The sequence below is a fragment of the Serratia sp. Je.1.23.a genome (assembly GCF_051129805.1).
Classification (GTDB): domain Bacteria; phylum Pseudomonadota; class Gammaproteobacteria; order Enterobacterales; family Enterobacteriaceae; genus Serratia; species Serratia liquefaciens.
Window position 1 is genome coordinate 129,781 of record NZ_JBCPSR010000005.1, and the last position, 19,444, is coordinate 149,224.

Sequence of the window (19,444 nt, forward strand, 5' to 3'; positions counted from 1 at the left end):
CCTGCTGCGCCCCTGCGGCATCAGCTTGAGTGTCGTTGCAGCCAGGCATTGCCCAGCCGATCTGCCGTCAGAATGGCCGCCTGAACGCTGGCCGGCGTGACCTTGAACGGCATGTTGTGGATAGTTTCGCCGGCAGCGCAGCTGGCTTCGGCAACCGCCATGATTTTCTCTGCCGCATCGCCGCTAACCCCCATTTGCGCCAGCGTGATCGGCAAACCGAGCTGCTGACAGAAATCCAGCACCGTTTCGATCTGCTCCATGCTGCTGTTTTGCAGCACCAGCTGCGACAGCGTGCCAAAAGCCACTTTCTCGCCGTGGTACAGATGATGGCACTCTTCGAGCACGGTAAAGCCGTTGTGGATGGCATGCGCTCCCGCCAATCCGCTGCTTTCAAAGCCGATGCCGCTCAGGTAGGTATTGGCCTCGATAATGCGTTCGACCGCCTCCGTCACCACTCCGGCCTCGACCGCCAGCTTGGCTTTGACGCCCTCCGCCAACAGCGTCTCATAACACAAGCGCGCCAGACTGAGGGCTGCCAGCGTCGATTTGCCGCCCGCCATACTGGTGGCCTGCGCATCGAAACACGCCTGCGCCTCAAAATAAGTCGACAGCGCATCACCCATACCCGCCACCAGCAGCCGCACCGGGGCCTTGGCGATAATTGCACTGTCCATCACCACCATGTCGGGATTGCGTGGGTAAATCAGGTATTCGGCAAATTCGCCCTGTTCGGTATAAATCACCGATAACGCGCTGGTCGGCGCATCGGTAGAGGCGATGGTCGGGATCAGCACCACCGGCAGATGCTGGTAATACGCAATCGCTTTGGCGGTATCCAGCGTTTTGCCGCCGCCGATGCCAATCACTCCGCGACAACCGTGAGCCTTGAGTTCCCGGCCGAGCCGGTCGATTTCCTTATGGCAGCATTCGCCGTTGAACACGCAGGCATGGTGCTTCACCCCGTGCTGTTGCAGGCTGCCCATCAGGGTATCGCCCGCCAGCTTCATCACGAAGTCGTCGGCAATCACGAAATAATGGTCGGCAAGGTTTTTGGCGTATTCGCCCACGGCGGCCAATGCGTTGGCGCCCTGAATGTACTTGCCTGGAGACTGGATGATTCTCAACATAACCGGATCCTTGTAGGGAAATTGGCGATGGTAACGTTCAGATATCAGGTGATGCTGCGTCGATCTTGTGCCGCCGCGTTGTTATGGACTGACTATAGGGCTTGCCGCTTGCTTTGCGATCTCGGGATTTTTCGTTTCATTATGGAACATTACTTTCCCCTGTACGTTCCATAATGAAACCCTGACGCCGCTTTTTTAGTCAGTAAAGCGAGCTGGCGCACAGCCCAACGTATAACTGCGTAAAGAGTGGATTCTGTGGGCGTTTCAGCTTTAATTTTGACCATCTTTCCCCTATTCTTACGGCCACTACTGGGAAAGGGCGAAAACAGCCCGACTGATGGGATTACTAACGATGAAACGGACAAAAAACATCAACCAAGAGACGTTCCGCAAATCCTGGCGCAACTACCGTGTTGCCCCCGTGGCTTTGGCGATCAGCGCAGTCTTTATGCTGGCCGGCTGCGAGAAGAGCGATGAAACTGTCTCCATGTATCAGAATGCCGACGACTGTTCGCGCAACAACCCTTCCATGAGCGAGCAGTGCACCACCGCCTATAACAACGCCCTGAAAGAAGCCGAAAAAACGGCGCCGAAATACGCAACCCGCGAAGACTGCGTCGCCGAGTTCGGCGAAGCTCAGTGTACTCAGGCACCAGCTCCGGCCCAGGCCGGCATGGCCGCAGAGTCGCAGAGCAGCGGCAGCTTCTGGATGCCGCTGATGGCCGGTTACATGATGGGCCGCATGATGGGCGGCTCCGGTTTTGCTCAGCAACCGCTGTTCACCTCCAAAAATGCAGCCAGCCCGGCAAACGGCAAGTTTGTTGACGCCAGTGGCAAGAGCTACGGCCCAGCCACCGCCGGCGGCCGCACCATGACGGTGCCGAAAACCGCGATGGCGCCAAAACCGGCAGTGACCAATACCGTCACCCGCGGTGGCTTCGGTGAATCCGTGGCCAAGCAAACCAGCATGCAGCGCAGCAGCGCAACGTCCAATTCCGGCTCACGCAGCATGGGCGGTTAATGCATGAAACGCGTTGCGATTACCGAGCGTCCGGACTGGCGCGAAAAAGCCACCGAATTTGGCTTCCGCTTCCACACCATGTACGGCGAACCCTACTGGTGTGAGGATGCCTATTACCAATTCACGCTGGCGCAGATTGAAGAAATTGAAAACGCCACCGCTGAATTGCACCAGATGTGCCTGCAGGTGGTAGAGAAAGTGGTCAGCAGCGATGCGCTGATGACCAAGTTCCGCATCCCGAAACACACCTGGGAATTCGTGCGCAGCTCATGGCGCACCAACCAGCCTTCGCTGTATTCGCGTCTCGATCTGGCCTACGACGGCGTTAACCCGCCGAAGCTGCTGGAGAACAACGCCGATACGCCAACTTCGCTGTATGAAGCGGCCTTTTTCCAATGGCTGTGGCTGGAAGATCAGATCAATGCAGGCAACCTTAGCCCGGAATCCGATCAGTACAACAGCCTGCAGGAAAAGCTGATCGAGCGTTTCGCCGATCTGAAAGCGCACCACGGTTTTGGCCTGCTGCATATGGCCTGTTGCCAGGACAGCGAAGAAGATCGCGGGACAGTGCAGTATCTGCAAGATTGCGCGCTGGAAGCCGGCGTGCCGACCGAATTCCTGTTTATGGAAGAGATTGGCCTGGGTGAAAAAGGCCAGTTTAGCGACCTGCAGAACCAGGTCATCGGTAACCTGTTCAAGCTTTATCCGTGGGAGTTCATGCTGCGCGAGATGTTTTCCACCAAGCTGGAAGACGCCGGCGTACGCTGGCTGGAGCCGGCATGGAAAAGCATCATTTCCAACAAGGCACTGCTGCCGATGCTGTGGGAAATGTTCCCGGATCATCCAAATCTGCTGGCGGCCTACTTTGCAGAAGACGAGCACCCGCAGCTTGACCACTACGTCACCAAGCCGCTGTTCTCACGCGAAGGCGCCAATATCCAGATCGTGCAGAACGGCCAGCAAGTCGCGAGCGTCGATGGCCCTTACGGCGAAGAAGGCATGATCGTGCAGCAGTTCCACCCGCTGCCCCAGTTCGAAGGCAGCTATACGCTGATCGGCAGTTGGCTGGTGGACGATCAACCCTGCGGGATCGGCCTGCGCGAAGATCGTGAACTGATCACCCAGGATCTGTCGCGTTTCTATCCGCATATCATTCTCGGCTAACGGCTCAGTTCTTGGGTAAAAAGCGCGATCTTATCGCGCTTTTTTTATGCCTTCCATCTGGTGATTAATCGATTAACCTTCTATACTCGAAGCGTCTGTTCTCCTCGGGCGGAGCAACCAGATATGAAACTGACGTCCATGATCCCACCGCAGGTCAACCTGGCGGACGGATGCTTTACCGCACCTGATGTTCAACGCAAATCCACGACGCTGGGCAGCCTGGCGGGGATCTTTGCCGATGCCGTGGCCTGGCAAAGCTTACCGGCGGAGCTTGCCGTCTATCAGGTTGAAATGTTGCCTTCCGTGCAGCAGGAAGGCGAGCTGTTTGTCGGCACCACTCATCTGCAACCTGGCCGGGTGGGCGACGAATTCTTTATGACCCGTGGGCATTTTCACCAGCGGCCAGAACAGGCCGAGTTCTATTTTGGCCTACGGGGCCAAGGTTTGCTGTTGCTGCAACACCAGGACGGCACTTGTACGCTGGAACAGGTTTCCCCCGGTAGCGTTCACCATATTCCCTCCTTTACTGCCCACCGTTTGATCAATACCGGCAATGACGTGCTTTCTGCGCTGGCGGTGTGGCCAACGGTCGCCGGCCACAACTACGATGCGTTGCAGCCTCAGGGGTTCAAGCTGCGGGTCTTCGCCGATGGCGATGACTGGAAGGCGGAGGCGCAATATGAGTGACTCAATGCTGCGATTTGGGCTTGATGTCCGTATTAGCGACAGTCCGATGGGATTTGGCTATGGCAATGACGTGATTGGCCCCTTGCCGGAGATACGCACGCTGGAGCAAATCCGCCGTTCCCTGCGCGATCCTGACTGCCAGGGACCAGAGCAGGTTTATGCCATCGCGATGGACGTCGCGAAACAGCAACATTTGGCCGAATTGAAGAAACGCATGCTGTTGTTCGGCATTGTCACCTATGCCCAAGGGCAATTGGGCCAGGAGCCGATACGCAGCCAGGGACACGTACACCGTATCAGCGCGCACAGCGGTTGGTCACCACCGGAACTGTATGAAATCTGGCAGGGAAAGGCGATCATTTACATGCAGGAACAGGTGGAATATGAACCGGGCCGCTGCTTCGCCGTCCACGCCGGACCCGGCGAGAAGGTGCTGGTGCCGCCGGGCTGGGCCCACGCCACGATTTCTGCCGATCCTCACCAGCCGCTGACCTTCGCTGCCTGGTGCGATCGTGAATATGGCTTTGAATACGATGCCGTGCGTGAATACAAAGGACTGGCGTGGTACCCGCTATTGCAGGGCGACAATATAATCTGGCAACAGAACCCACGTTATCAATCCGGCCGGCTGCACGCCATCGGCCCACGCCAATACCATGAATTCGGTCTGAGTGATGCCCCGCTCTACTCGCAGTTTGAAACCGATCCGGCGCGCTTCCAGTTCATTTCCAAACCGGGCAGCGTAGCGGAAAAATGGCAACGGTTTGAGCCTTAAAGATTACTGTCTAATTCAATAATAGGAAATTTCTACCCTATGAGTTTCAAGCTGCAGCCTAGGCGCCTGGCTGCAGCTTGAAAGGCGACGGGTATCAGGAGAACAAGCCGCAGGCCACCCCTGCCGCTGCCAGGGCCAACAGCCCCAACATCGCTTTCACCGGTGACAATCCCCGCTTGGCCATCAGATACCAGGTCATCAGCACCACGATCAGCGGCATCAGGTTAGGGAAAATGCCGTCCAACATTTGCTGCAGGTGAATATTCACCCCGTCTTTGGTGATGAACTCCAGGCCGGTGCCCAGTTTGACGTAGCTCGCGGCTACGCCGCCCATAACGAACACTCCCAGCAGGGAAAGCGCTTCTCGCAGGCGTGAGGACTTGCTGCTGACCAGCATTTCCACCGAGCCGGAGCCCATATGGTAGCCCTTCATAAACAGCCAGTAAGACCCGGGAATGACGATCAGGCTGAACGCCATAATGTAGAATAACGGGCCAATCACGCTGCCGCCGGCAGCCAGCGCCATACCGATGCTCAACAATATGGGCAGCAACATGCCCGGCACCATGGAGTCGCCGATACCGGCCACCGGCCCCATCAGGCCGACCTTGAGCGTATTGATGGTTTCACCGTCGATCGGCTCGCCGTTGGCACGTTTTTCTTCCAGCCCTATCACCATGCCGTTAACAATCGCGCCCAGCTGCGGCTCGGTGTTATAGAACGAAGTATGGCGGCGAATGGCCTCAATGCGCTGTTGTTTTTCCGGATACAGTTTTTTCAGCGCCGGCATCATGCTCAGGCAGAAACCGTAAGATTCCAGACGTTCAAAGCTCATCGACGACAGGTTGTACATCATCCAACTGCGCCAGCAACGACGCAGGTCCTGCTTATTCAATTTTGGTGTTGGCGTATCCATCAGAATTCATCCTCATCGTCAGCCTGAGGCGCGGCCTGTGCGGCAGCCGCCTGCGGCTCTGGCTTATAGTTGTAGTGAATCAATGCCAGCAGCGCGCCGACAATCACCAGCGCCACCATATTCAGCTTGAGGAAAACAATGCAGATGAACCCCACCAGGAAGTAAATCAGCATGCTGTAGCTTTTAATAATCTGCTTAAGAAGAATGGCGATACCGACCGCAGGCAGAATGCCGCCGACCACGTTCATGGTAGTCAGCACCAGCGTCGGCAAGCTGTCCATAAAGGCGTTGATATAGCGCGCCCCGAAAAAGACGGCGATAAACGTCGGTACAAAGCGCAGCAGGAAGTTGGTGACCTGCGGCCAGATGGCGCTGTTGAGGTAAATGCCCTGTTCGTCCCCGCGCTCCACCGCCAGATCCGCGCGGTGGTTCCAGTAGGAATTGAGTACCATCATAGCATTGAACAACACGGTGCCCATGATGCCGATAGTCGCTGCCAGGGCGACGGCCACCTCGGGTCCTTTACCGGAAAGAATGCCCAGCGCAATCGCCGGGAATGCTACAAAATTGAGGTCGGCCGGCATCGATCCGCCCGGTGTAACCATGGCGATATAAACCGCCTGTACCGCCACACCAATGATGATGCCGGTCTGTACATCGCCGAGGATAGCCCCCACCAGCATGCCGGAGACCAGCGGACGGCTGAGAATATACCAGCCTCCGGTCAGTCCCAGCAGCCAGGGGCTGCTCAGCGCGCCGAGATAGCAAAGTATCCCGATAAGCGTCGCTTCAAACCACATAGTTCACTCCCGCCGTTCAGGCTTATTTGAGTTTCTTTTTTGCATCCAGCCAGCTGAAATGGCTGGCATCCGGGACTAAACGGAATTCGATGGCATGGCCGTGTTCGGTCAGGAAATCGAAGGCTTCCGACTCTGTTACCGTCACGGATTGATTCGGGCCGATAGTCACCGTGTCTTTGCGGGCAGACATCGGGCCGACGTTGATTTTCTTGTTGCGATTGCTGAGGTCGATTCCTGCTTCCATCAGCCGTCGCAGCGTGACCGGCGATTTGCCAATCACGAAGTACTGCTTGTCGCTGGCAATCACCTTCGGCAGTTTTTCTATCGCCTGCTGTACGGTGAACAGCCATACCTTGGTATCCTGCACTGCCCCTTTCATCACCGATGACAACAGCGGATCTGCCGCGACCTCATCATCAATCGCCACGATGCCGTCGCAGGGCAGCTCTTTCGCCCAGCGGGTCACCAGTTGACCGTGAATGACCCGGTCGTCGATACGTACGAATGAAATAGCCATACTCTCTCCTCAGAAATCGTCCATTTGCGCCGTCACCGCAGGACGGGCAAGCGCAATCGCCTCACCGCCCTGCGCCACCAGCTCTTGTGCCGCCAGTTGAACATCCTTTCCTTCCAGCAATTCGGCACTCATCAGCAACATCGGGAAATTCACGCCGGTCACTACCGCCATCGGCACTGGCGCATTGGGATCAAAGGCGTGACGACAGGCCACGTTGTACGGCGTACCGCACCGCATGTCGCACAGTATCAACACACCGTCAGCCCCTGCGCTCACCCGACGCAGTTCGTCGGCAAAGTCCCGCTTAAAAGCCTCGATGCCGGCGCCTTCACTCAGACCGACATGACTGGTCCCCGGCAACTCGCCGTAAACCATGCGCGCGCTGTTCAGTAACGCCTCGGCCAGCGGCCCATGAGAAGTCACAATCACTCTCAACATAATGTTTATCCCCTTACCCAGGCTTTTATGGTGCCCAGGGTTTTACCCAGGCTGCGGCCATGTGGGCTGATGCGATACGCCCCGACCGCAGCCGGGACGATGAAGGTTTCCGCGTAATGCACCACAAAGGGAGCAAAATGGCCCTCAGGGCTTTCAACCACTGCCTCTTCCCCTTCCACCAGGTTCAGCACGTTCACTCGCCCTTCGGTATGGTGCAACACCGGTTCACTGAACCAGTGACGGCGGGTTTCGATAAATTCACGCTCGTGCAGGCCGGTTCGCTCTTCCTGCCAGCCTTGCCCTTCAGCAACCGGTTCAACGTGGTTGACCAGGTGCTCCGTTGCCCAGTCGGTGTCGCATTGCCAGTTGATCACCTGCTCACCGTGCTGCAAATGCACCGGACGCGGCAGGCCATCTAATCCCACACGGCCCCAGTCCCACAGTTTGAAGGTGAAAATGTACGGCGTAGCGCTGATCTCCAGCACCATGGTTCCCGCACCTGAACAGTGCACCGTCCCAGCCGGGATCAGGAAGTGATCGTGTTTACGCGCCGGGAAGCGGTTCACAAAACGGCAATCGTCGAACGCCTTTTCGCCCCTTTGGGCGGCCGCCAGATCGGCCATCATCGCCTGCGGATCGGTACCGTTTTTCATCCCCAGATACACTTCGGCGCCTTGCTCTGCCGCCAGAATGTAATAGCTTTCATCCTGGGTGTAATGCATGCCGAAATGCTGTTGGATGTATTCTGTCAGCGGGTGCACCTGGAAGCTGAGGTTTTGCCCGCCGACGGTATCCAGCAGGTCAAAACGGATCGGGAATTCGGCGCCGAAACGGGCGTGTACGCGCTCGCCCAGCAGGGGCCTCGGATATAACAGCACCAAATCCTGTGAGGGGATCTCGACCCGAACGTCACCAAAACGCATTAGCAGGCTGTTTTCCTCGGGCACGCAGTCAAAACACCACGCGTAGTTGGCTGCCGTCGGGTCGAGATCGAACTGTTGTTTCATCCATTGACCGCCCCAAATACCGGGGTCAAAAAAGGGAACGACGCGGAATGGACGTTGGGTGACCTGCTGCAATCCAGCGTGGAATGCCTCGCCACTCACGGCCTTGGGCTTACCTGCCTGGTTGGTGTCCAACACCAGGTCAGCACGCTGCAACAACGGGGTTTTATGGCGATCGAACACCCGCCATTCCACAAAAAAGGCCCGCTTGTAACGACGCAACACGTCTTCGTCCACATTGGTGACGCCCCAGTTGCCCAGTTCACCACGGCGAAAACGCTGCTGGATTTCCCAGCGAGCCATGTCGGCATAAACCAGCACATCGCCCTCGGCGATCAACGCCGCGCCCGGTCCATAAATCACTACCAGGCCACTGTCGACGCTCGCAATTTGATCGCGCAGCTGCTGCACGCGCTCATCATCAAAAAATTCAGTCAGTTGATGACATGACAGCACGCCAAAAACGCGGTCTTCGGTTAAGTTGCGTTCAATCATCGCGTGAATATGCGATTCATCATATTTGGCCAATTCGGCGTTGATACTGCTGGCGGGCTTCAGCGAATGGATAAGATTCTCGCTCAGTTCTGCCAAATTCACCCCAGGGTAGCAATCCACCACCAACAGGGTTTTGCGTAACCCGAGGGCGGCAACCTTGCGGCTGACTGCCTCGACCACCGCCGGCCAACCTTGCCAGGCGGCATGATCAAAGCCCTGAACCGCCACTTCCGGGTGTTTGTCATAGCTTGTTGCGTTGCGCTGTTGCTCTGTCATATCCTTCTGCCTATGCACTGAATAGATAGAAAAAGATTAATCGATTAACCTCATAACAAACAGGCTGGTTAACGAGATTAACCTCATATAACGAATAATAACTCGCTAAAAAGCTTATAAATCGCGATCGTCGTCACACTCTATTTAACGAAATCACACAGAAAAGGTTAATCGATATACCTTGATGTAAAAGCCAGTATCGACAGGAGATGAAATGAGCACCATAACCTTGGCGGATGTCGCCGCATACGCAAAAGTCTCCACCGCTACGGTTTCGATGGTATTGCGCAACCGTGGCCGCATATCGGATGAAACACGCAAGCGTGTGCTGAGCGCCATCGATCATCTGGGCTACGTTTACAATCAGACCGCGGCAAACCTGCGCAATCGCAGCAGCAATCAGGTCGGCCTGCTGCTACATGACATCACCAACCCTTTTTACGCCGAGATGACCGCCGGGCTGAGCCAGGAAATGGAACGCCATCAACTGATGCTGTTTCTGGCCAACAGTGAAGAATCGGCCGACAGGCAACAAAAATTTGTCGACTCGCTGCTGCAAAACAGCGCCAGCGGCATGGTGTTGTGTGCCGCCCGACAAACGCCGAGCCTGTTTTTTGAAACGCTGAAACGCCGCAAGATCCCGGCCATCATGGTGGTCAGGCCGGTGGCTGATGCGCACTTTGACTTTGTCGGCACAGATAACTTCCTTGGCACACAGTTGGCAACCCAGCATCTGTTGGATCTTGGCCATCGCAATATCGCTTTCATCGGAGGATCCATCAACTCCACCACCCGCGCGCAGCGGTTGGGGGGTTACACCAGCAAGCTGCTGGAACGGGGGATTGTGGTCAAGGGCGAATGGATCGTCGACAGCGAGGCCAGCCAAAGCTCCGGCGCCAAAGCTGCAGAGCAGTTGCTGATGGCCCATCCGGAAATCACGGCGGCGTTATGCTATCAGGACATTGTCGCGTTGGGCGTGATGCAGACATTACGCAAACTCGACCGCCAGATTGGCCGTGATTTCGCGCTGATAGGATTTGATGATATTACCGAAGCGTCGCTGGTGCAGCCGGGTTTGACCACCGTATCGGTGGCCTCCCGCGAGATCGGCCGCAAGGCGGGGGAACTGCTGTATAGCCGCATTCAAGGCAATGATGAACCGCCAAAACGCATCATCCTGCCGCCTTCGCTGGTGATCCGCCAATCCTGCGGCTTTGCCGATCAATCTACGCCAGCCTGAGGCCGGCGTAGAGCCTTTAGCCAACCTGCACCGACAGCATACTCAGTGCGCTCATCTCGATGCCCTCCACCGGAAGGGTTATCGCCTCTTTGCCGTCCCAACTGCCCAGTACGTATAACAGCGGCAGGTAGTGTTCCGGCGTCGGGTTAGACAGCGCTGCGCCTTCGTGCTGCATAAAATTGACCAACGGGTGGTTATCCCCCTGATAATTCAGGTTATCACGCACAAACCGGTCAAACGAAGTGGCCCACGGATAAGGGGTGGCGTCCCCCTGCCATTTTACCATCCGCAGGTTATGCACCACGTTGCCGCTGGCGACGATCATCACCCCCTGGTCACGCAACACCGCCAGTTTACGGCCCAGTTCATAATGGTATTCCGCCGGTTTGGTGCCGTCGATGCTGAGCTGCACGATCGGAATATCCGCCTCGGGATACATTTTGATCAACACGCCCCAGGTGCCGTGATCCAGGCCCCATTCGCTGTCGTCTGCCGTGACAGTAATCGGCGCCAACACTTGCTGGATCTGCGCCGCCAGCTCAGGGGATCCTGGCGCCGGATACCGGGTATCGAACAGCGCCTGCGGGAAACCGCCAAAGTCATGGATGGTTCTTGGTTTTTCCATCGCGGTCACCGCGGTGCCACGGGTGTACCAGTGAGCAGAAACGGCAATGATGGCCTTCGGGCGCGGCAGCGTTTCACCCAGATGACGCCAGGCCTGGGTATAGCGGTTTTCTTCCAGCGCGTTCATCGGGCTACCGTGGCCGAGAAAAAGTGCAGGCATACGAGAGCTGTTCATACAAGATCCTTTGTCAGTCGCAAACATGATGGGGACTAGACTACGCCGTTTGCCACGGCGACACAGCCGGATAACCGTGATGATGATCTTCAATAAATTTGAACGGTTAAAACGATAGAAACAATCAGCCAAATCCACTCGATTTATGCCTTTACTCTGTTAGTATCAGAAAATAAACGATAATTTCAGCATATAAGGAGACGACCATGTCCGTACCGCTGCTCCTGACCTTGCTGGCCGGCGGCGCCACCTTTGTCGGCGCCCTGTTCGGCATTATTGGCCAGAAGCCTTCCAACCGAATGCTGGCTTTTGCTCTTGGATTTGCCGCCGGGATTATGCTGCTGATATCGCTGATGGAAATGCTGCCCGCGGCGCTGCACACCGTCGGCATGTCGCCGATGATGGGTTACGGCATGTTCATGCTTGGGCTGCTGGGGTATTTCGCGCTGGACCGCATACTGCCGCACCAGCACCCGCAGGACCTGATGCAGCAACCGCTGAAACCGCACAACCTGAAGCGCACCGCGGTGCTGTTGACGCTGGGCATCAGCCTGCACAACTTCCCGGAAGGCATCGCTACCTTCGTCACCGCCAGCGCCGACCTGGAACTGGGCATGGGCATTGCGTTGGCCGTGGCTATCCACAATATTCCTGAAGGTCTGGCGGTGGCTGGCCCGGTGTATGCCGCAACCGGCTCCAAGACCAAAGCCCTGCTGTGGTCCGGTATTTCCGGCATGGCGGAGATTCTCGGCGGCGTATTGGCGTTCCTGCTGCTTGGCCCGATGATTTCGCCGGTGGTAATGGCGTCGATTATGGCGGCGGTTGCCGGCATCATGGTGGCGCTGTCGGTTGATGAACTGATGCCGTTGGCGAAAGAAATCGATCCGCACAATAACCCGAGCTACGGCGTGCTGTGTGGGATGGCGGTGATGGGATTCAGCCTGACGCTGTTGCAAAGCGGCGGCATAGGTTAACGGTTTTCAGCCACAAAAAAAGCCGCATTACGCGGCTTTTTTCATCGTCAGAAGGTCAGTTAGTTATCAGCTGGCTTTCTTTTCGTGAGCCTGACGGTAAGCCACCAGATCTTCGATGGTCAATACGGTCATATCATGCTGTTTGGCAAACACGATCACTTCCGGCGCATGCGCCATGCTGCCATCGTCGTTAGTCAGTTCACACAGCACACCGGCAGGTTTGAAACCGGCCATAGAGACCAGATCGATAGTCGCTTCAGTGTGACCACGACGGCTCAGCACACCACCTGGCTGCGCGCGCAGTGGGAAAACGTGCCCAGGACGATTCAGATCGCTTGGCTTGGCGTTATCGGCCACGGCCGCACGGATAGTGGTCAGGCGATCGGAAGCAGACACGCCGGTGGTCACGCCCTGCGCCGCTTCGATAGTCACGGTGAAGGCCGTCTGGAACTGGCTGGAGTTGTTGGTCACCATCATCGGCAGTTCGAGCTGCTGACGACGTTCTTCGGTGAGACACAGACACACAATACCGCTGCCGTGGCGAATGGTCAGTGCCATCTGCTCAACGGTCATGGTTTCTGCGGCGAAGATCATATCACCTTCGTTTTCACGATTTTCATCATCAAGCACCATTACACCGCGGCCATTGCGCAATGCTTCAATAGCTCGCTCTACGCGTTCTACCGGCGTGCCGAAATCTGAAAGTAGGGTCTGATTCATGGTAAAAAACCTCATTAAAAAATTATGGATTACCAGAACCAGGGCGATCTTGAGGAGTAGCTAGCAATAGCTAAAAAAATAACGCAAGCGGGCGCAAACCCGGCAGATACCGTTACTCTCTCCCATCCGGACTATAACCGTCGGCCCCGGAATTACACCGGATCTGCTGACCTCTAACCAAACTGCAAGAGACTGGCTGAGCGCTCGCGGGCTTTCACCGTAGAAGGTGATTTACCGCCGGTGGGGACTTGCACCCCGCCCTGAGAATAAGCTTCTCGACTATAACGCTAATGATTAATCAGGGCAATTGGCAAAAGCACAATTCGGCCAATCACAGGGAATGCGGTTATTAGTTTATCCGGCGGGCAACTCGCATTACACTAGACGACAGCTATTAAACTCTGAAAGGGATACGCCATGATTGACCCGAAAAAAATTGAACAGATCGCACGCCAGGTGCATGAATCCATGCCTAAAGGCGTACGTGAATTCGGGGAAGACGTTGAGAAGAAAATCCGTCAGGTGCTGCAGTCGCAGCTTACCCGTTTGGATTTGGTCAACCGCGAAGAGTTCGACGTACAGACACAGGTGCTACTGCGCACCCGTGAAAAGCTGGCGTTGCTGGAACAGCGCATGAACGAGTTGGAAAGCAAGCTGAACGCAGCACCAGCCGCCCCACAACAGCCAGACGCAGAATAGTTACCGCTAAGGGCGCGGCATCGCGCCCTTACTGCCGTTTTAGCGCAGCCTTCGGCCTGCGTGGCAACACCAGCCAAATCAACGCGAACATCCCCAGCGCATACAGGCTTTTCCAGCCGATAATGACCATCAGCAGCAAACACAGCCCCAGCCCTACCGCCGCCATTAACCGCGAACGTCCGTGCAAAATTCGACAGCCCGCCAGCATACACAGCAGGTAGATCAGCACAAAGATGCCATTGGCATACACCAACAGCATATCCAACGGCAGTTTCAGCGTATAAATCAGCAGGGTAAACAGCAGGCAACAGCCCACCACCGCGCTTAATGCATTGACCGGTGCCTGCCCGGCGGACAGTTTAGCCAACGCGCTGGCTGGCCGATCCTGCGCCTGCGACCACACCAGCCGGGCGAAGCTTTGGGTATAGATATTCACGCTGGCAAAGCAAGCCAGATAACCTATGACGCAGGCTACCCACAACGCATGTTGCCCAAACAGTTGCACCACGATACCCGGCAACGACGCGGCCGCCGCCTGATGTTCACTGTATGCATGAAAGTGCAACACCGCCACGGTACAACCCCAGTACACCGCCCCGGCGACCAGCAAGCCAAACAGCAGGGCACGCGGGAAATCGCGCTCAGGGTTGCGGAACTCGGTTGCCAGATGCGCAAAGGCTTCCAAACCGACAAAGCACCAGAACATCACCGCCAACGCGTGGAACAAATTAGGGGGAGATATTTCGTCGAGTGCTGGCCAGGGGACTTGAGCAGGAGAGATGCCGCCACGCCACCAAATTGCGGCGACCAGCGCCACCACCAGCATGGCGATCAGCGTTTGAATATTGGCGCTGGAACCGGCGCTGCGCGTACCCAGCAGCCAAATCACCATCAGCGTAGCTATTTGCACCAGCAGCAGGCCATTGGCGCTCCAGCCGAACGCGGCCTGCCAAAAACCGGCGGCTATCTGTAACGCCGCGGGCAAGCCCACCGGGATCACCGACAAAAACAGCCAGCCGGTCACTTTCGCCATACGCGGGCCAAAAGCCAGCCCGACAAAATGCGCGGCACCACCGGCGCTGGGGAAATGCCGGCCCAGAGCAGCAAAAGCGATGGCAATAGGGAACACCAGCGCAATCAATACCGGCCAGGCCCAAAGGCTATCGCCCTGCGCCACCTGGGCCGCCAGCGCAGGAACGGCGAACACCCCCGTTCCCAGCAATGAAGTGGACAATAGCCCAACGCCCTGCGCCAAACTCAATTCCTGCTTCAGTCCACTCACTGCCACCGCCGTTTTATCCGCCATACTTCAAGTTGCATCCGCGTCGGCTGCTTTTACTCACCCGATTACTGCCTTGATACCACTCGAATTATTTAGGCTAAAAAGAGTCTGTTAGCCACGCCCGTCTTTGATTGCCTTGATAATATTGGTGGTCGACAGGCCGTCTTCAAAGTTCAGCACCTTGACGTCGCCGCCGTTGGCCCAAACCTCGGCGCTGCCGGCAATATCTTCAGGTTTGTAGTCGCCGCCTTTCACCAGCAGATCCGGCAGTATATCGGCGATCAGGCGTTGCGGCGTGTCTTCTTCGAATGCCACAACCCAATCCACCGCTTCCAACGCACCCAATACGATCATGCGGTTTTCCAGCGCGTTGACCGGACGGGTCTCGCCTTTCAGGCGCTTGGTGGAAGCGTCGCTGTTGACCGCCACAATCAGGCGGTCGCCCAGTTTGCGGGCATTCGCCAGATAGGAAACGTGACCGGCATGCAGAATGTCGAAGATACCGTTGGTCATCACCACTTTTTCACCGCGCTGACGTGCTTGCGCCACGGCGGTTTTCAACTGGGCTTCGGTCATGACGCCAAAGCCGGTTTCGGCACGGCCACGCACCGCATTTTCCAGCTCGATCGGGGAAACGGTAGAGGTCCCCAGTTTGCCCACTACCACGCCGGCGGCGGCATTGGCCAGGAAACAGGACTCTTCCAAGGTATTACCGGCAGCCAACGCGGCAGCCAGCACGCCAATCACGGTATCGCCGGCGCCGGTAACGTCAAACACTTCCTGCGCCTGGGTTGGCAGGTGCAGTGGCGGAACGCCCAATTGCAGCAACGTCATGCCGTGTTCGGAACGGGTGACCAGCAGCGCGGAAAGCTCAAAGTCCGCCACCAGCTTCATGCCGCGTTCGACCAGCTCGGCTTCGTCTTTGCAGTGCCCCACGACCGCTTCGAATTCAGACAGGTTTGGCGTCAGCAGCGTCGCGCCGCGATAACGCTCAAAATCGGAACCCTTTGGATCGATCAGCACCGGCACCTTGGCGGCCCGCGCCAGTTGGATCATGCTCTGTACCTGGCTCAGCGCGCCTTTGGCGTAGTCAGACAGCACCAGCGCACCAATTTGCGGCAGCGCCTGCTGGATGCGTTCCAGCATGGGTTGCGAATCGACGTTGGAGAACCCTTCTTCGAAGTCGAGACGGATCAGTTGCTGGTTGCGTGACAGCACGCGCAGCTTGGTGATGGTCGGATGCGTCGGTACCGAAACGAAATCACAGCGCACGTTCACTTCGTTCAGCTTGGCGCTCAGTGCACGCGCCGCGTCATCAATACCGGTCAAGCCCACCAGGCGTGAGTTGGCACCCAGCGAAGCGATGTTCATCGCCACGTTTGCTGCACCGCCGGGACGCTCTTCAATGGTTTCAACCTTGACCACCGGCACCGGCGCTTCCGGTGAAATACGGCTGGTCGGCCCATACCAATAGCGATCCAACATGACGTCACCCACCACCAATACCCCGGCGCGGCGAAAATCAGGCAGTGTAACTTTCATCCGATAACTCCAAAAAAGTACAAAATTTTAGTGGCGCAGATATTACCACAGACGTCTGTAATAGCTGCAGAACGTATTGCGCAACCGGCATGCCTAACCCAGCCACTTCGCCCAACTGGTGCGAACCTGTTCTCGCTCGGCGGCAAATTGCCCCTTGGCGACCTTGCCGGAATGCTCCTGCAACGCCAGGTGGTGAATTTCATCGCGCATGGTGACGTAGGCCTGAGTGAGCGCCTGCGCCTCTTCTTCCGGCATGATGCCGTAATTGGCCATCAACTCGAAAATGCGTACGTTATCAGACCAACGCGTCAGACGGGGCTCGGTGCTTGCATAGCCTAAGACCAGATACTGGGCAATAAATTCGATATCGGTGATACCGCCCTCGTCGGCTTTGATATCAAAGAGTTCACGCTGCTTGTTGCCGAGGTGATTGCGCATTTTCTCGCGCATCTCGCGTACCTCCAGCCGCAGCGTTTCGCCGTCGCGTGGTTTGCACAAGATCTCACGGCGGATCGCGTCAAACTGCTGATGCAGCGCCGGATCGCCATGGACGATACGCGCCCGAACCAGTGCCTGGTGCTCCCAGGTCCAGGCCTCGTTCTGCTGATAATCGGCAAAGGCTTCAACCGTGCTGACCAACATGCCTGCTGCGCCCGAAGGCCGCAGGCGAGCGTCCACCTCGTACAAAATGCCGGAGGAGGTGCGGGTACTGAACAGGTGCATGACGCGCTGCGCCAAACGCAGATAAAACTGACGGCCGTCGATGCAGCGATCGCCGTCGGTCATCACGTCCGGAGGACAATCCAGAATAAACACCAGATCAAGATCGGAGCTGTAGCCCAGCTCCCAACCGCCCAGTTTTCCGTAGCCAATCACGGCAAAACCGCGCCCTTCCCGCTCCTGCAAATGGGTCGGTTGACCATAGCGAGCAACCATGTCGTTCCACGCTTGCTGCACCACCGTGTCGATAATGGCCTCGGCCAGGTAGGTGAGGTGATCGCTCACTTTCATCACCGGCAGCGCGCCGGAAATATCCCCGGCGGCGATGCGTAACTGCTGCGCCTGTTTGAATTGACGCAATGCCTCAAGTTTCTGCTCTTCGTCATCTTCCGGTACCCGCAACAGGTACTGGCGCAGTTCGCTGCGGTAAGCGTCCGGGGCCACCGGCTGATACAGCGTCGCCGGATCCAGTAGTTCGTCCAGCAACAGCGGATAGCGCGACAGCTGGTTGGCGACCATCGGCGAAGCGGCGCACAGGCGAATCAGATGGCTGAGCGCCGCGTGGTATTCCACCAGCAGCTCAAGGTAGGTGGTGCGCGTTACGATGCTCAACAGCAGCTGGGTCAACCGCAGCAGCGCCGTCGGCGCATCCTGACGCGGACACACTTCCGCCAGCAGACGCGGCATCAATTGATCAAGCACATCGCGACCGCGCGGGCCGATAGTGCGTTTGTCGACATCGTGACGAAACTCGGCGATGGTACGCAACATCTGCCTGCGCGCTTCTTCATCCAGGTGTGGCGTCAACGGTGCCAGCTCGTGTTCTTCCAGTGCGTCCTGCCACAGGCTGTGGTAGTGCTGATAATCGGGATCTTCGCCCACATCGGGGCTATCGTCGCCAATCAGGTCGTTAAATACCGCTCTCACCGCCTGCATATGCTCGTCCAGCGCCGCGAGCAGCGTCGACCAGTCGTCGAACCCCATGCCCCAGGCCAAACGGGCCTGATCGAGCTCATCTTGTGGCAGCGTCTGCGTTTGTTGGTCGGCAATGGCCTGCAGCAGGTTTTCCAGCCGGCGCAGGAACAAGTAGCTGGCGCTCATCGCCTGTACCTGCTGCGGCTCCAGCAACCCCAGTTCCCCCACCGCCTGCAGCGTGGGCAGCAGCGATCGCCCCTGCAGTGCCGGCTCTCGCCCACCGCGGATCAATTGGAATACCTGAGTGATAAATTCAATTTCGCGGATGCCGCCGGCACCCAGCTTGATGTTGTCTTTCAACCCACGCCGCCGCACTTCGCGGGCGATCATGCCTTTCATATTGCGCAGCGACTGGATCACGCTGAAATCGATATAGCGACGAAAAACGAACGGCCGCAGGGTTTTGCGCAACTCTTCACTGTAGGCGTCTTCCGAACCGCCCATCAGCCGCGCTTTCACCATCGCGTAACGTTCCCAGTCGCGCCCCTGCTCCTGGTAATAGTCCTCCAGGGCGGCGAAGCTCATGACCAGCGGACCACTGTCGCCGAAGGGCCGCAGCCGCATATCCACACGATAAACAAAGCCGTCGATGGTTTGCTGATCCAGCGCCTTGATCAGCCGCTGCCCCAGACGGGTAAAGAACTGCGCGTTATCCAACTCGCGCCGTCCTCCCTGGGTCTGACCGTTTTCCGGGTAGGCAAAAATCAGGTCTATATCGGACGAGAAGTTCAGCTCGCCGCCGCCCAGTTTCCCCATGCCGAGGATCAGCAACGGCTGGGGTACGCCCTGGGCGTTGCACGGGGTGCCCCACTCACGGCAGCAGGTTTGATATAGCCAGTCGCGAGCGCTGACGATCAGCGTTTCCGCCAGCCCGCTCAGCTGCAACAGCGTCTCTTGCGTGCTGCACAGATTCTGCGCCTGCGCCCAGGCGATCCTCACCAGCGTCTCGCGGCGGAACAGACGTAACGCGCGCATCAGTTGCGCTTCGTCGCGCACATCTTCCAGCGTGTCTTGCAACCAGGCGGCGTAATGTTGCCACTCGTCCGCGACCGGTGGCTGTTTGCGCAACGTCTCCAGCCATTGCGGCTGACTGAGCAACATGTCGCAGACAAAATCGCTCGACGCCAAAACCCGCTGTTCCTGGCTGCTGAGCACGCAGTCCGCGCCCTGAGTTTCCTGAAAACGCTGCACGATGCTCTGTGCCTGAACCTGTAACCTGCTCGAGAGTGGCAACATAGTGAAGGATCCGTTCTGCGGCCTGCGCCTCGCAGGC

At 57.3% G+C, this 19,444-nt stretch carries 18 protein-coding genes and 1 riboswitch; of the genes, 7 read left to right on the forward strand and 11 right to left on the reverse strand.

Annotation, left to right across the window (positions count from 1 at the left end; all coding sequences use genetic code 11):
• Positions 1-20: 20 nt before the first annotated feature.
• A complete protein-coding gene (locus AAZT04_RS17960; RefSeq protein ID WP_046372598.1) occupies positions 21-1,127 on the reverse strand; it encodes a glycerol dehydrogenase in 1,107 nt (368 codons plus the stop codon).
• 352 nt (positions 1,128-1,479) lie between these two features.
• On the opposite strand from AAZT04_RS17960, the gene AAZT04_RS17965 reads away from it, so the two are divergent.
• The 4 genes from AAZT04_RS17965 (at position 1,480) to AAZT04_RS17980 (ending at position 4,774) form a co-directional block, all read left to right on the forward strand.
• Positions 1,480-2,148, forward strand: a complete 669-nt coding sequence (locus AAZT04_RS17965) for a DUF1190 family protein (RefSeq protein ID WP_020828697.1) — start codon at positions 1,480-1,482, stop codon at positions 2,146-2,148.
• 3 nt (positions 2,149-2,151) lie between these two features.
• Positions 2,152-3,312 (forward strand): glutathionylspermidine synthase family protein, encoded by a 1,161-nt coding sequence (locus AAZT04_RS17970; protein ID WP_427693064.1) that lies wholly within the window; start codon positions 2,152-2,154, stop codon positions 3,310-3,312.
• A gap of 123 nt (positions 3,313-3,435) precedes the next feature.
• A complete protein-coding gene (locus tag AAZT04_RS17975; RefSeq protein WP_427692725.1) occupies positions 3,436-3,999 on the forward strand; it encodes a glucose-6-phosphate isomerase family protein in 564 nt (187 codons plus the stop codon).
• A complete protein-coding gene (locus AAZT04_RS17980; protein WP_122080262.1) occupies positions 3,992-4,774 on the forward strand; it encodes a glucose-6-phosphate isomerase family protein in 783 nt (260 codons plus the stop codon). The genes AAZT04_RS17975 and AAZT04_RS17980 overlap by 8 nt, the downstream gene beginning before the upstream one ends.
• A gap of 94 nt (positions 4,775-4,868) precedes the next feature.
• On the opposite strand, the gene AAZT04_RS17985 is transcribed toward AAZT04_RS17980, so the two are convergent.
• From AAZT04_RS17985 to AAZT04_RS18005, 5 genes are read right to left on the reverse strand one after another with little or no spacing between them, the layout of a single operon-like run.
• The gene (locus AAZT04_RS17985) at positions 4,869-5,690 is read right to left on the reverse strand and encodes a PTS system mannose/fructose/sorbose family transporter subunit IID (RefSeq protein WP_020828701.1); all 822 of its coding nucleotides are present in this window, start codon (positions 5,688-5,690) and stop codon (positions 4,869-4,871) included.
• Complete coding sequence (locus AAZT04_RS17990; protein WP_020828702.1) at positions 5,690-6,490, reverse strand: PTS mannose/fructose/sorbose/N-acetylgalactosamine transporter subunit IIC; 801 nt, start codon at positions 6,488-6,490, stop codon at positions 5,690-5,692. The genes AAZT04_RS17985 and AAZT04_RS17990 overlap by 1 nt, the downstream gene beginning before the upstream one ends.
• Positions 6,491-6,512: 22 nt before the next feature.
• Positions 6,513-7,007 carry a PTS system mannose/fructose/N-acetylgalactosamine-transporter subunit IIB gene (locus AAZT04_RS17995; protein WP_020828703.1) on the reverse strand — a complete coding sequence of 165 codons (495 nt, stop codon included), beginning with the start codon at positions 7,005-7,007 and terminating at the stop codon, positions 6,513-6,515.
• A gap of 9 nt (positions 7,008-7,016) precedes the next feature.
• Complete coding sequence (locus tag AAZT04_RS18000; RefSeq protein ID WP_434681192.1) at positions 7,017-7,445, reverse strand: PTS sugar transporter subunit IIA; 429 nt, start codon at positions 7,443-7,445, stop codon at positions 7,017-7,019.
• Positions 7,446-7,450: 5 nt separating this feature from the next.
• Positions 7,451-9,220, reverse strand: a complete 1,770-nt coding sequence (locus AAZT04_RS18005) for a class I mannose-6-phosphate isomerase (protein ID WP_129941650.1) — start codon at positions 9,218-9,220, stop codon at positions 7,451-7,453.
• A gap of 214 nt (positions 9,221-9,434) precedes the next feature.
• Between AAZT04_RS18005 and AAZT04_RS18010 the strand changes: the two genes are divergently transcribed.
• The gene (locus tag AAZT04_RS18010; protein WP_020828706.1) at positions 9,435-10,460 is read left to right on the forward strand and encodes a LacI family DNA-binding transcriptional regulator; all 1,026 of its coding nucleotides are present in this window, start codon (positions 9,435-9,437) and stop codon (positions 10,458-10,460) included.
• A gap of 16 nt (positions 10,461-10,476) precedes the next feature.
• On the opposite strand, the gene ygiD is transcribed toward AAZT04_RS18010, so the two are convergent.
• Positions 10,477-11,259, reverse strand: a complete 783-nt coding sequence (gene ygiD, locus AAZT04_RS18015) for a 4,5-DOPA dioxygenase extradiol (RefSeq protein ID WP_020828707.1) — start codon at positions 11,257-11,259, stop codon at positions 10,477-10,479.
• Between the two features lie 206 nt (positions 11,260-11,465).
• On the opposite strand from ygiD, the gene zupT reads away from it, so the two are divergent.
• A complete protein-coding gene (gene zupT / locus AAZT04_RS18020; protein ID WP_046372592.1) occupies positions 11,466-12,233 on the forward strand; it encodes a zinc transporter ZupT in 768 nt (255 codons plus the stop codon).
• A 66-nt stretch (positions 12,234-12,299) separates the two neighbouring features.
• Here the strand turns inward: zupT and ribB are convergent, their stop codons facing one another.
• On the reverse strand, positions 12,300-12,953 hold the full coding sequence (ribB, locus tag AAZT04_RS18025) for a 3,4-dihydroxy-2-butanone-4-phosphate synthase (RefSeq protein ID WP_020828709.1): 654 nt from the start codon (positions 12,951-12,953) through the stop codon (positions 12,300-12,302).
• Positions 12,954-13,063: 110 nt separating this feature from the next.
• A riboswitch (FMN riboswitch) is annotated at positions 13,064-13,225 on the reverse strand.
• A gap of 145 nt (positions 13,226-13,370) precedes the next feature.
• Between ribB and ubiK the strand changes: the two genes are divergently transcribed.
• Positions 13,371-13,652: a ubiquinone biosynthesis accessory factor UbiK gene (gene ubiK / locus AAZT04_RS18030; protein ID WP_046372591.1), complete on the forward strand. Its 282-nt coding sequence runs from the start codon at positions 13,371-13,373 to the stop codon at positions 13,650-13,652.
• A gap of 28 nt (positions 13,653-13,680) precedes the next feature.
• Here the strand turns inward: ubiK and yjeH are convergent, their stop codons facing one another.
• The 3 genes from yjeH to glnE form a co-directional block, all read right to left on the reverse strand.
• Entirely contained in the window at positions 13,681-14,934 is a 1,254-nt protein-coding gene (gene yjeH / locus AAZT04_RS18035) for an L-methionine/branched-chain amino acid transporter (protein WP_334647498.1), read from the reverse strand.
• A 111-nt stretch (positions 14,935-15,045) separates the two neighbouring features.
• The gene (hldE, locus tag AAZT04_RS18040; RefSeq protein WP_020828712.1) at positions 15,046-16,476 is read right to left on the reverse strand and encodes a bifunctional D-glycero-beta-D-manno-heptose-7-phosphate kinase/D-glycero-beta-D-manno-heptose 1-phosphate adenylyltransferase HldE; all 1,431 of its coding nucleotides are present in this window, start codon (positions 16,474-16,476) and stop codon (positions 15,046-15,048) included.
• A gap of 93 nt (positions 16,477-16,569) precedes the next feature.
• Positions 16,570-19,407 carry a bifunctional [glutamate--ammonia ligase]-adenylyl-L-tyrosine phosphorylase/[glutamate--ammonia-ligase] adenylyltransferase gene (glnE, locus tag AAZT04_RS18045; protein ID WP_129941649.1) on the reverse strand — a complete coding sequence of 946 codons (2,838 nt, stop codon included), beginning with the start codon at positions 19,405-19,407 and terminating at the stop codon, positions 16,570-16,572.
• Positions 19,408-19,444 lie beyond the last annotated feature (37 nt).

Bases quoted from the DNA above. Each gene is read 5' to 3' on its own strand.
- AAZT04_RS18010 (WP_020828706.1), top strand. From the start codon at position 9,435: ATGAGCACCATAACCTTGGCGGATGTCGCCGCATACGCAAAAGTCTCC.
- AAZT04_RS18005 (WP_129941650.1), bottom strand. From the start codon at position 9,220: ATGACAGAGCAACAGCGCAACGCAACAAGCTATGACAAACACCCGGAA.
- AAZT04_RS17980 (WP_122080262.1), top strand. From the start codon at position 3,992: ATGAGTGACTCAATGCTGCGATTTGGGCTTGATGTCCGTATTAGCGAC.
- ygiD (WP_020828707.1), bottom strand. From the start codon at position 11,259: ATGAACAGCTCTCGTATGCCTGCACTTTTTCTCGGCCACGGTAGCCCG.
- AAZT04_RS17990 (WP_020828702.1), bottom strand. From the start codon at position 6,490: ATGTGGTTTGAAGCGACGCTTATCGGGATACTTTGCTATCTCGGCGCG.
- AAZT04_RS17985 (WP_020828701.1), bottom strand. From the start codon at position 5,690: ATGGATACGCCAACACCAAAATTGAATAAGCAGGACCTGCGTCGTTGC.
- hldE (WP_020828712.1), bottom strand. From the start codon at position 16,476: ATGAAAGTTACACTGCCTGATTTTCGCCGCGCCGGGGTATTGGTGGTG.
- AAZT04_RS18000 (WP_434681192.1), bottom strand. From the start codon at position 7,445: ATGTTGAGAGTGATTGTGACTTCTCATGGGCCGCTGGCCGAGGCGTTA.
- ribB (WP_020828709.1), bottom strand. From the start codon at position 12,953: ATGAATCAGACCCTACTTTCAGATTTCGGCACGCCGGTAGAACGCGTA.
- glnE (WP_129941649.1), bottom strand. From the start codon at position 19,407: ATGTTGCCACTCTCGAGCAGGTTACAGGTTCAGGCACAGAGCATCGTG.
- zupT (WP_046372592.1), top strand. From the start codon at position 11,466: ATGTCCGTACCGCTGCTCCTGACCTTGCTGGCCGGCGGCGCCACCTTT.
- AAZT04_RS17965 (WP_020828697.1), top strand. From the start codon at position 1,480: ATGAAACGGACAAAAAACATCAACCAAGAGACGTTCCGCAAATCCTGG.
- AAZT04_RS17995 (WP_020828703.1), bottom strand. From the start codon at position 7,007: ATGGCTATTTCATTCGTACGTATCGACGACCGGGTCATTCACGGTCAA.
- AAZT04_RS17970 (WP_427693064.1), top strand. From the start codon at position 2,152: ATGAAACGCGTTGCGATTACCGAGCGTCCGGACTGGCGCGAAAAAGCC.
- ubiK (WP_046372591.1), top strand. From the start codon at position 13,371: ATGATTGACCCGAAAAAAATTGAACAGATCGCACGCCAGGTGCATGAA.
- AAZT04_RS17960 (WP_046372598.1), bottom strand. From the start codon at position 1,127: ATGTTGAGAATCATCCAGTCTCCAGGCAAGTACATTCAGGGCGCCAAC.
- AAZT04_RS17975 (WP_427692725.1), top strand. From the start codon at position 3,436: ATGAAACTGACGTCCATGATCCCACCGCAGGTCAACCTGGCGGACGGA.